This is a genomic window from Alkalinema pantanalense CENA528 (assembly GCF_050753345.1).
Taxonomy (GTDB): domain Bacteria; phylum Cyanobacteriota; class Cyanobacteriia; order Leptolyngbyales; family Leptolyngbyaceae; genus Alkalinema; species Alkalinema pantanalense.
Genome location: NZ_JBLZFX010000157.1, coordinates 1 through 7,852, shown reverse-complemented (window position 1 = coordinate 7,852; position 7,852 = coordinate 1). Strand labels below are relative to the sequence as shown.

Genomic DNA, 7,852 nt, shown 5'->3' with positions numbered 1-7,852 from the left:
AGGGATTTGCCAAGAAATAATATCCCCTCTTCATCCCCCCACCCTCCTACCCTTTTACTCTCCTACCCCCTATCCAATTGGGATTTTATTTATACGCTGTTCCCTTAGGCAAAGGTTGAAGCAACCATCATCAGGGAATGAACCAATTCCTGGGGGATGAACGATTGTTACGACTTTCGGTAAATGCTGTGAGGAACAGCGGCTTGAGGAGAAAAATAGGGTGATAATCAGGAAGCCAGCTATTCCACCCAGGGATCGTGATGAAACGGATCATTTCTCAAGTTGTGAAAGAATTGGCGCAATTCAAGCGGGATCGTTTAACCCTAGCGCTTGCCTTCCTACTGCCCTTTGCTACCCTGCTGATTTTTGGATTTGCCATTCGCTTGGAAGCTAAGGATATTCCCCTAGTCGTGCAGGACTTCGATCGGTCCAACTACAGCCAAACCTACATGCAACGGCTCTTTGTCACGAATCAATTCACTCCCGTGGCCTGGAACGATCGGCAACCTGTGGAACAAGCCTTGGATGAAGGACTAGCAAAAGCCATCGTCATCATTCCCCACGAATTTAGTCGGGACATTAAAGCCGGGAAAGTTGGCGAAATTCAGGTTCTTGTCGATGGTACCGACGCCAACAACGCACGGGTGATCAAAAACAGCATCAAAGCCTTTACAAATTCCTTTGCCCAAACCCAAGGGCTACTGCCGGAAAATCCACCCATTGCAGCCCGATCGCGATTGTGGTTCAATCCCGGACGCCAGGAATCGCTCTATATCGTACCGGGGGTCTATGCGGTGGTGCTGTGGATTTTTCCGTCGTTGTTATCCGCGATTGCCATGGTTCGTGAGAAAGAAAAAGGCACGATTTTACAGGTTTATGCTTCCAGCCTTAGCGCCACTGAATTGATTTTAGGAAAATCCTTTGCCTACTTACTGATTGCGCTGATGATGGGCTTCTGTGTCATGGGGGCAGGCGCAATTATTTTTCACCTCAGATTCGCAGGCGACCCAACCCCTTACTTACTGACGACGCCAGTTTATCTATGGACAGCGGTCATGTTTGGTTTGCTGTTAGGTGCGAGATCGAGTAATCAAAATTCTGCGGTTCAAGGCGTCTCCATCGTCGGATTTCTCACTTCATTTCTTCTCTCTGGATTCATCTATCCGCTCAGTAATATTCCGTTTCCCCTCTCCCTCTTGCCGAATATTGTGGCGGCCCGCTACTACATTGATGTAACAAGGGATGCCTTTGTGCGGGGGACAGGCTGGTCTAGTGTTTGGGTTGACTTAGTGATGATTACTTTGTTGGGATTCCTTTATTTAAACGTGGCCTGCAAAGCGATGAGCCGTATGCAACTGAATGCATAATCTCAATTATCAGTTTTCTGTAATTCTTCCCTGTCAGTTCTTCATTTCTCCAGCTTCTATCCCATGTCTTTTTTGACTCGTTTTTTTAATTCCCCCTTTTGGGCCTTGGTTCGCAAGGAAGTTCGACAAATTCTTCGCAATAAACAACTGATCGTTTTGCTCATTTTCCCGCCCACCATTCAACTGCTGGTTTATGGATTTGCGCTCAACCCAGATGTGCGTTACCTCAAGATGGGAGTCGTCGATTATGCCCAGACGATCGAAAGTCGGGAAATTGTTGCGGCTATGACTGAGAATCAAATCTTTCAAGTTGAACAGGTCTTAACCAGTGAATCTCAGCTAGCACGCCAGGTTGAAACGGGTAAGGTAACTGCCGGAATGGTGATTCCACCCGATTTTTCGAGGAATCTGACCCAGCAAAAAACAGCAGAGATTCAGGTGTTGCTAGATGGCGTAGATGCGAACACGGCAGGAATCGCCAATGGTTATATCAATCAAATCCTCCAGCAATATGTGTTGCGGCGATCGAATACGAGTTTGCCCATAGAAACCCATGTGACGTTTTTATATAACCAAGGACTCATCAGCAGTTGGTTTTTTGTTCCAGGGGTGATGGGCTTAGTGTTGACGTTGATTGGAACCATTTCCTCAGCCGTCATTGTGGTGAAAGAAAAAGATACGGGCACCTTGGAGCAACTCTTGATGACGCCTGCAGAGGCTTGGGAAATTCTCCTAGCCAAGGTGGTTCCAATGTTTGTCCTGCTCACAGGAGATGTCCTCTTGGCCCTGTCGATCGGGCGAGGCATTTTTGGATTGCCGTTTCAGGGCAGCTTTCCATTATTTATGCTGTTGTCGGGACTCTATCTGTTTGTGGGGATTGGGGTGGGAATTATGTTGGCAACCCTGTGTGAATCCCAGCAGCAAGTCGTTCTCACCACTTTTTTCATCAACTTACCAATGGTGCAACTGTCAGGGGCGATCGCGCCGATCGAAACCATGCCTGACTTCTTTCGCTACCTGTCTCTCCTCAATCCCCTGCGCCATTACATTGCGATCGTGCGGGGCATTTTACTCAAAGGTGTGGGCCTAGAAGCCCTGTGGATGAATGCCCTAGCCTTAGCCACCATTGCAATGGTTGTCATGGCAATTAGTACCGATCGCTTCCGCAAACAACTCAGTTAATGCTGGCTGCTAGCAGGGCAAAAAGATGGCGCGAAAAGTCACTATCTATCCACCTTGGCGGCTGGCACAAACTTCTTACTCCGGCCTGTCTCAAACTGACTACAATGGGGCATCCTGGAAGTCATACCCTGGCCAACCTAACCTCTCAAGCCCTAAGGAGTTATCCGGTGTCTCGCTTTGTCTCCCGTGTTCAGCCTCCCCTTGCATTTATCGCCCCCAACCTCGACACTAACATGGTGCGGTTGACCTATGCGCTTTTACCTCTGTGGATGCGCTGGAAGACGGCATTAACTGAAGTTGAGGCCACGAATCTGGAAGAATTAGTGAGCTTGTACCAGCAATTCCAATCGGGCAAAATCCGGATGCTCCTAGCGTTTCGCCATCCCAGTGTGGATGATCCGGTCTGCATTGGCTACATGCTGAGTCGATTATTGCCTAGGACAGCGCAGTCAATGGGTGTGCGATTTCCAGATTTGATTCATGCCCATTTTATGTACGATCGTGGGATTCCCCTGTGGGCGGGTTCGGCGATGGGATGGCTGTATGCCAAGTTGGGCGGGACTCCGATTATGCGCGGTAAAGTCGATCGCGCGGGTTTACGTTCCGCTCGGGATTTGCTTGCCAATGGTCGATTTCCGTTAATTGCTGCTCCGGAAGGAGGCACCAATGGACACAGTGAACTCATCAGTCCGTTGGAACCAGGATTATCGCAGTTTGGATTTTGGTGTGTCGAAGATTTACAAAAAGCAGGTCGATCGGAAGAAGTGCTGATTGTGCCGATCGGGGTGCAGTATAAGTACATTACACCTCCTTGGACTGCGATTGAACAATTGCTCGCTCAACTGGAAGCAGATTGCGGATTTAAATCCGATTCTCAGTTTGGATATGACACCTTAGACGAAGCCTTATATCGTCGAATGTATCGATTGGGTGAGCATTTGTTATCCATGATGGAGGAGTATTATCAACGGTTTTATCATCAAGATATTCCCCCCTATGCCACGGTGACTGGAAATCCCAACGAACGGTTTGGTAAACGCTTAAGTACTCTACTCGACATTGCGTTGAAGGTGGCTGAGCGGGACTTTAATTTACAGCCTAGGGGCACGGTTATCGATCGCTGCCGTCGCTTGGAGCAAGCTGCTTGGGATGCGATTCATCGGGAAGATCTCAATCTAGAGTCTCTCTCTGCGGTGGAACGGGGATTGGCCGATCGGATTGCCGAGGAAGCCAGTTTTCGGATTTGGCATATGCGCCTAGTAGAGACGTTTGTAGCGGTGACAGGGCAATATGTGCGGGAAAAAATGACCGTCGATCGCTTTGCGGAAACGTTAATTCTGATGTGGGAAATGATTGCTAAAATCAAGGGCGAACAACCCAGTTTTGATACGCCCAAACTGGGTAAACAAAGGGCTTATCTTACCATTGGCCAACCTATTTCAGTTAGCGATCGCTGGGTGGACTATACCCGCGATCGTAAGTCTGCTAAACAGGCGGTCGCAAACCTCACCCAAGATTTACACGCTGCGCTGCAATCGATGATTCGCTAGGCGATGTTGTGCCTCTGCTGCCTGATGGGGGTGGAGTGATGGGCAAGTGAATTGGAGCGGGTCTGTCTCCGCCTTGCCTGCTTGTCTTTAGATCTACCTGAGACCTTGTGCTAAGACCTGTGCCACAATAGTCAAGTGTCCCACTCGTTTTGTGTGTAGAGAGTGTAGAAACTATGTTGACTCGACTGGCAGTGGATCTGGGCTTCTTGGTGGCGGCCTTTGTGCTAGCTAGTTTAGTGGAATATTGGGTGCATCGATTGATGCATCAGCCCTATAAGTTAGGTGAAAAACATCGCGATCACCACCGTCGTAACGAAGGCCAAGGGGTGATTTGGGAGTTTCGCGATTATTTGTTGGGAACCTGTGTTGTCATGGCGATTCCCTATTTCTGGTCATGGGAGATTGGTCTGGCTTGGACGATCGGAGGCGTTGCCTTTGCAGCGTTTGCGGCCTATGCCCATCAATTGCAACATGAAAATCCTCGGAAGTGCTTTTGGATGCCAATGCCGGTGCATTATGTGCACCATAAATACGGAATGTGGAACCACAATTTTGGTTTGGCGGTAGATTGGTGGGATCGGGTATTTGGTACTTATAAAGTTGTGGATTGGCTGGACGAAAAAGAGTTACAACGTCCTACAGTGGGCTTTTTGGAATTACGCTGGTTGTAGAAAAGCAGGAACCGCAGAAAATCTCGGCTTCTCACTGAATCGCTGTAAATAATCAATAAAAAATTATGCAGGGTGTAAATGGATTTAAAAAAATTCAACTCTGCATTTTTTATTGCATCGTTTTATAGAAATTTCGACACAACGGTATTCGATCGAAGTCAACATGTTAGGTTGTGGTCAATCCCTCCCAATTTGCATCTAGGAGGCTGAATGACTCACTTTTTTGCGGTTAGGGAACATTTTATTGCCTGTCATCAACATCCAATTAATCAAGCCCTGCATCATTTTGCGAATTTTACTGTCATTCTTTCGCTCGTTCTGGCACTGATCCATCGCATGGATTGGAAACTTGCAATTTTGCTGATTCTACTGACGCAACCGTTGGTCTGGGCTGGCCATGCTGTATTTGAGAAAAATCAACCGGCCTTTATCAAATATCCTGGGATTACAATTTTGGCGTCTCTGTCTTGGTCGTTTGAGCGGCTATTTGGGCTCAAGGATATTTGGTTGCAGATATCTCGATCGTCATTTTCACCAGACTGATTGATTAACAACACGGTTATTACAACACTGGGCTGAACATAAGGAGCAAAACCATGTATCAAGATTTGCTGGTGATTGATGCCGATGCCCATAAATTAGAAAATCCTTTGGTGATTCGAGATTACATTGAACCGGAATATCGCGATCGCACAAATTTGATTGTCGATCGCCTAGGGGATCAACGGATGCAGATCCAGGATTTCAATCCCAAGACAGGACACAACGATTTAGTGCGCATCTACCCCCAAGCCCAGGGATTGGGTAAGGGTGGGTTTCGTAATTTGCATCCAGAAACCACGCTGGGGGCGATGTTCAACCGGGTTCGGATTGAGCATATGGATCAGTACGGTGTTGACGTACATGTAATTTATGGAACGTGGAATTTAAGTTTTGGGAGTTACTTGGATCGAGATTTGGCGATCGCCCTCTGTCGAGCCTATAACAACTACATGGCGGAGGATTGTCGGGGCTATGATGGGCGGTTAAAGCCGATCGGAGTGTTGCCCATGCAGGATGTGGCGGAAGCGGTCAAGGAAATGCATCGCTGTGTCAATGAGTTGGGCATGGTGGGGGTGTCGCTGCCGCCCAATTTGCCGATTCCCCATCCTGCGGCCCCGGAAGCCTTCCCGGAAATTCGTACCTGTAAAACGCTGAGCCACCCAGACTTTGAACCGATTTTACAAGCAGCGGTGGATTTAGATGTGGCGATCGGGTTACATGGTGGGCCGGGTTCCTACATGGTTGGGGGCTTAGCGGATCATTTGGAAACCTTTGTGCTGAGTCATATTTTTGTGCAACGCAACCAGCAACAATTGGCGTTGGCGCGCATGGTGTTTGATGGCGTGTTTGAGAAATTCCCCACCCTGCGGGTTGGCTTCCTAGAAGGGGGCTGTGGTTGGGTTCCAGACTTGGCCCATGCCTTCCATGAACATTGGGAGAAACGGATTCGTGATTTTGATCCCCACCATCCCTATCGACCTTCGTTAATGGAATTTACAAAGCTGATGGTACGGGAACGGGGTACGCATAACAACAGTAATATCATTAGTCAAGCAAAGAACTTATTTGACTTGCTGTGGACGCGGGAACATGATCCAGAAAAGATTAATGATGCCAGTTTGTTTGAACATTGGGATCTGAAGCATCGAGATCCGATCGATTACTTCCAGCGGGGGCAAATCTTTGTTTCCTTTGAATCGGATGATCCGGCTCCGGTGTATTTGCCGATCGCGATGGGAGAAACGGGGAAACAGCTAGCTTGTTTCTCAGGGGATTATGGCCATTGGGATGGGGTATTGCAGGATTGTGTGCAGGTGGTGGCCGATCGGGTAGACGATCGAGCCTATTTAGAACGGTTGTTGAGTGGCAATGCGTTGGATCTCTATGGGGCACGGTTGCGGGATTCGCTGCCGATGAAGTCGAATCTGCACGCGATCGGAGCACGGTAGGTCATAACGAGCCTTGTTCTGGCTTCACAATCGTTGCCTAGATTCGTAATCGTGATAGAAGGAGGGCTGGGCTGACCAGGATTTCTGAAACCTGTTAGGCGGGTTGAGAGGCTGGTCAGCTTCTGGGAAAGCGAGATTATACAAATTGAAACAAAATTAAGGGATTTGCAAAGAAATAATATCCCCTCTTCATTCCCCTACCCTCCTACCCTTTTACTCTCCTACCCCTACCCAATTGGGATTTTATTGATGCTCTGTTCCCTAAGCTTGATTGTCCCTTTGACCCTCTTGTCACAGCTCTGTTATGCAATGCCGGAAATTCCTAATACCAAATTGATTAATCAATGCAACAGATCCGATCCCCCCTAGCCCCCCTTCAAAAGGCAGGGCTGATCTATTGAAAGAAGGAAAAAAGTTTTCGGACATCATGGGCTAGAAATCGCAATCCTCGGGTGATTGAAGCAAAGCCATTGAGCCGAAAGAGATTCAGGCTAAGGGTGCGCACAATTACAAAATTGATGAGTGCATTACCATCACAAACGGGAGTCTCATCTTCTTTTAAGATGACATCTTTGACCCAATGGAGACGATTTTCAATGTGCCAATGGTGTCGGATGAACTGGGCAAAGCCACTGGCCTCTAGTGGCAGTGAACTGATATAAAACATGACCTCATGATACGGTTTCTGTGCCCTTGTACCGCTACGCTCAACGCGAATAATCCGTTGGATGCCAACCCATCCTGGATCAAGCGCTGGGATCTGATCTAGAACAATCACCGCGCGACGAGTGACCCGGTCACGGGTCTGTTCATCTTGATGGTCAACACTCGAGGGGGGCAGTTGTTCAAACTGAGCCTGCAACTGCTTCAATAGAGTCGGTTGGTTGCCTTTGACGGCAATTACATAATCATTGCCGCTGGTAATGATTTGCTGAGTCGTTTTTTTTGAGCATGGAGTGCATCGAGCTGCTTGACTGACAAAAGTATTGAGGAATAAAACGAAAGCGGGACGGGCGTTGGAGTCTGGTTTAGGCTAGAAGTTACCACACAACCAGTCGAACCATCATGACTCCAAGTACCCATTTGTATGA

At 48.1% G+C, this 7,852-nt stretch carries 8 protein-coding genes; 6 read left to right on the top strand and 2 right to left on the bottom strand.

The genetic code is table 11. The features are described 5' to 3' along the window. Positions 1 to 260: 260 nt before the first annotated feature. From ACN4EG_RS26485 to ACN4EG_RS26460, 6 genes are all read left to right on the top strand, one after another. Entirely contained in the window at positions 261 to 1,367 is a 1,107-nt protein-coding gene (locus ACN4EG_RS26485; protein WP_431633284.1) for an ABC transporter permease, read from the top strand. Positions 1,368 to 1,430: 63 nt separating this feature from the next. Further along, a complete protein-coding gene (locus ACN4EG_RS26480) occupies positions 1,431 to 2,549 on the top strand; it encodes an ABC transporter permease (protein ID WP_431633283.1) in 1,119 nt (372 codons plus the stop codon). 104 nt (positions 2,550 to 2,653) lie between these two features. Next, the gene (locus ACN4EG_RS26475) at positions 2,654 to 4,099 is read left to right on the top strand and encodes a 1-acyl-sn-glycerol-3-phosphate acyltransferase (protein ID WP_431633282.1); all 1,446 of its coding nucleotides are present in this window, start codon (positions 2,654 to 2,656) and stop codon (positions 4,097 to 4,099) included. 173 nt (positions 4,100 to 4,272) lie between these two features. Next, a complete protein-coding gene (locus ACN4EG_RS26470; RefSeq protein ID WP_431633281.1) occupies positions 4,273 to 4,770 on the top strand; it encodes a sterol desaturase family protein in 498 nt (165 codons plus the stop codon). Positions 4,771 to 4,980: 210 nt separating this feature from the next. Then, the gene (locus tag ACN4EG_RS26465) at positions 4,981 to 5,313 is read left to right on the top strand and encodes an Mpo1-like protein (RefSeq protein ID WP_431633280.1); all 333 of its coding nucleotides are present in this window, start codon (positions 4,981 to 4,983) and stop codon (positions 5,311 to 5,313) included. Positions 5,314 to 5,366: 53 nt separating this feature from the next. After that, positions 5,367 to 6,761 (top strand): amidohydrolase family protein, encoded by a 1,395-nt coding sequence (locus ACN4EG_RS26460; protein WP_431633279.1) that lies wholly within the window; start codon positions 5,367 to 5,369, stop codon positions 6,759 to 6,761. Positions 6,762 to 7,155: 394 nt separating this feature from the next. Here ACN4EG_RS26460 and ACN4EG_RS26455 read toward each other — a convergent pair whose 3' ends face one another. Next, on the bottom strand, positions 7,156 to 7,662 hold the full coding sequence (locus tag ACN4EG_RS26455) for an ISAs1 family transposase (RefSeq protein WP_431633285.1): 507 nt from the start codon (positions 7,660 to 7,662) through the stop codon (positions 7,156 to 7,158). Then, the coding region (locus ACN4EG_RS26450; RefSeq protein WP_431633278.1) for a hypothetical protein at positions 7,662 to 7,852 on the bottom strand (191 nt) is incomplete at its 5' end. The genes ACN4EG_RS26450 and ACN4EG_RS26455, both read right to left, overlap by 1 nt.

Coding starts and splice junctions, on each gene's coding strand:
- ACN4EG_RS26485 (WP_431633284.1), top strand. CDS start 261: ATGAAACGGATCATTTCTCAAGTTGTGAAAGAATTGGCGCAATTCAAG.
- ACN4EG_RS26480 (WP_431633283.1), top strand. CDS start 1,431: ATGTCTTTTTTGACTCGTTTTTTTAATTCCCCCTTTTGGGCCTTGGTT.
- ACN4EG_RS26475 (WP_431633282.1), top strand. CDS start 2,654: ATGGGGCATCCTGGAAGTCATACCCTGGCCAACCTAACCTCTCAAGCC.
- ACN4EG_RS26470 (WP_431633281.1), top strand. CDS start 4,273: ATGTTGACTCGACTGGCAGTGGATCTGGGCTTCTTGGTGGCGGCCTTT.
- ACN4EG_RS26465 (WP_431633280.1), top strand. CDS start 4,981: ATGACTCACTTTTTTGCGGTTAGGGAACATTTTATTGCCTGTCATCAA.
- ACN4EG_RS26460 (WP_431633279.1), top strand. CDS start 5,367: ATGTATCAAGATTTGCTGGTGATTGATGCCGATGCCCATAAATTAGAA.